The following is a 2,951-nucleotide window of genomic DNA, read 5'->3' as shown; positions in this document are numbered from 1 at the left end:
ATACCACGACGGTTCCGTATTCGAACGGTCAGGTGTCGCTGACGCTGACGGAAGTGCCGCAGTACATCGTGTCGAACAACGCAACCGTTGCGAAGAACAATTCGACGGTTCCTGTTGGCTACACGGGACAATAATCTGACGTGACGTGGATGACTCGCCACCGAGGTCTGGCGGCGACGAATCGAGTGCTTTGCTTGCCCGGCGATCGCCGGGCTTTTTTTATTCTTGAGCAAAGGCGATGCGACATGCCCAAGAAAAAAATACGGTTCTTTAAAAGAAACCGGAAACAAGTACCGGTTCTCTTTAGGCTAGATCACGGTTGCAATTCGCTTTTAACACTTGATCGTGGATTCATCTATTCTTTGTTGCGTGCGTCGATGTCAGCCTGGAAGCTCACGACAAATTTAATAGCGGCGTGCCTCCCGATGCATGCCCATAACTGGTAACGTCTATGCTTGCTGGGCATCTAGCCTGCCTGATGCAGACGTCCGTCCGCGCAGACGCGACTCCGGTAGCAATAGAGCAAAGACATAGACCAAAGAGATTTGTGAAAGTACGCAATTCAAAACCAGAATAAAGCCGCTTATTTGCGACAGGTGAGGAACGCATGGACACGTTCGCAGTCGAGTCACCGCAGCAATCCAATGATCAGCTTGCCCATATCGCTGCCGCGCTAAATGCGCTGCGCCGGGGAGACACGTCATATCGTCTGCCTGATGACTGGGCGGGCGATGCCGGCAAAGTTGCATCCGAATTCAATCAGTTGTCTTCGCAGTCGGGGCGCATTGCGCAGGACATCGGCAAGATGTCGATGCGTCTGTCCGGTCCTGGCTTCCCGCCGAAGGAAGTTGCCATCAGTAGCGATGCGCTGGCCGGCGTCTGGCTCGATAGCGCGTCCCACGTGAATCAGCTCTTCGACAGCGTGACAACCGCTCACGAATGCACAAGGACGGTGCTCGCCGCGCTGGCTGCGTTGCAAAAAGGAGAGGCCGTCTCATTGCCGGCGGACTGGACGGGCATGCACGGCAAGGTCGCGCATGTATTCAACGATGTGGTCGAGCAGAGCATCCGCATGTCGGAAGAACTCGGCCGCTTGAGCCGGGTGGTCGGCAAGGAAGGGCGGCTGAAGGAGCGCGCAGCGCTGCCTTATGCGCGCGGCTTCTGGGGCGATTCGATCGATGCGGTGAATTCGCTCATCGCTGACCTCGTTCATCCGACGAGCGAAGTCGCACGGGTGATCGGTGCCGTCGCGCAGGGCGATCTTTCGAAGAGCATGGCGCTCGAAGCCGATGGCCGGGCGTTGCAAGGCGAGTTCCTGCACACGGCCAAGACGATCAACACGATGGTCGAGCAGCTCGGCACGTTTGCCGTCGAAGTGACGCGCGTCGCGCGCGAGGTCGGCACGGAAGGCAAGCTCGGTGGCCAGGCCGACGTGCAGGGCGTTGCCGGCACGTGGAAAGATCTGACCGATTCGGTCAACTCGATGGCGGGCAATCTCACGAGCCAGGTGCGCAACATCGCCGAAGTGACGAAGGCCGTCGCGGCCGGCGATCTGTCGAAGAAGATCACCGTCGATGTCAAAGGCGAAATACTCGAACTGAAGAACACGATCAACACGATGGTCGACCAGTTGCGCTCGTTCGCGTCGGAGGTGACGCGAGTCGCGCGCGAAGTCGGCACGGAGGGCAAGCTCGGCGGCCAGGCGGACGTGCAGGGCGTGGCGGGCACGTGGAAAGATCTGACCGACAACGTGAACTTCATGGCCGGCAATCTGACGAGCCAGGTGCGCAACATCGCGGAAGTCACGGTCGCTGTTGCGACAGGCGATCTGTCGAAGAAGATCACCGTCGACGTGAAGGGCGAAATTCTCGAGCTAAAGAATACGATCAACACGATGGTCGATCAGTTGCGCTCGTTCGCCTCGGAAGTGACGCGCGTCGCGCGCGAAGTCGGCACGGAAGGCAAGCTCGGCGGGCAGGCCGAAGTGCAGGGCGTAGCCGGTACATGGAAGGACCTGACCGACTCGGTCAATTCGATGGGCAGCAATCTGACCGCACAGGTGCGCAATATCGCCGAAGTGACGACGGCCGTTGCAGCGGGCGATCTGTCGAAGAAGATCACCGTCGATGTGAAGGGCGAAATTCTCGGGCTGAAGAACACGATCAACACGATGGTCGATCAGTTGCGTTCGTTCGCATCGGAAGTGACGCGTGTCGCGCGTGAAGTCGGCACGGAAGGCAAGCTCGGCGGCCAGGCCGAAGTGCAGGGCGTCGCGGGCACGTGGAAAGACCTGACCGATTCGGTCAATTCGATGGGCAGCAATCTGACGGCACAGGTGCGCAATATCGCTGAAGTGACGACGGCTGTTGCAGCGGGCGATCTGTCGAAGAAGATCACCGTCGATGTGAAGGGCGAAATTCTGGAGCTGAAAAACACGATCAATACGATGGTGGATCAGCTCAGTTCATTTGCATCCGAAGTAACGCGCGTCGCGCGCGAAGTCGGCACGGAAGGCAAGCTCGGCGGCCAGGCGGACGTGCAAGGCGTCGCGGGCACGTGGAAAGACCTGACTGACTCGGTGAACTCGATGGGCAGCAATCTGACGGCCCAGGTGCGCAATATCGCCGAAGTGACGACTGCTGTCGCGGCGGGCGATCTGTCGAAGAAGATCACCGTCGACGTCAAGGGCGAAATACTGGAACTGAAGAACACGATCAACACGATGGTCGACCAGTTGCGCTCGTTCGCATCGGAAGTGACGCGCGTCGCGCGCGAAGTGGGCACGGAAGGCAAGCTCGGCGGCCAGGCGGACGTGCAGGGCGTCGCGGGCACGTGGAAGGATCTGACCGACAACGTGAACTTCATGGCGGGCAACCTGACCGCACAGGTGCGCAATATCGCGGACGTAACTAAAGCCGTTGCAGCGGGCGACCTGTCGAAGAAGATCACCG

1 protein-coding gene is annotated in these 2,951 nt (G+C 59.2%); it reads left to right on the top strand.

What is annotated here, in order from left to right; all coding sequences use genetic code 11:
- Positions 1 to 607 precede the first annotated feature (607 nt).
- A partial coding sequence (locus AB4Y32_RS40160) for a HAMP domain-containing protein (protein WP_368726538.1) occupies positions 608 to 2,951 on the top strand: 2,344 nt, incomplete at its 3' end.

Source organism: Paraburkholderia phymatum (genome assembly GCF_040965635.1).
Classification (GTDB): Bacteria; Pseudomonadota; Gammaproteobacteria; order Burkholderiales; family Burkholderiaceae; genus Paraburkholderia; species Paraburkholderia phymatum_B.
This window is presented reverse-complemented; position numbering and strand designations above follow the sequence as displayed.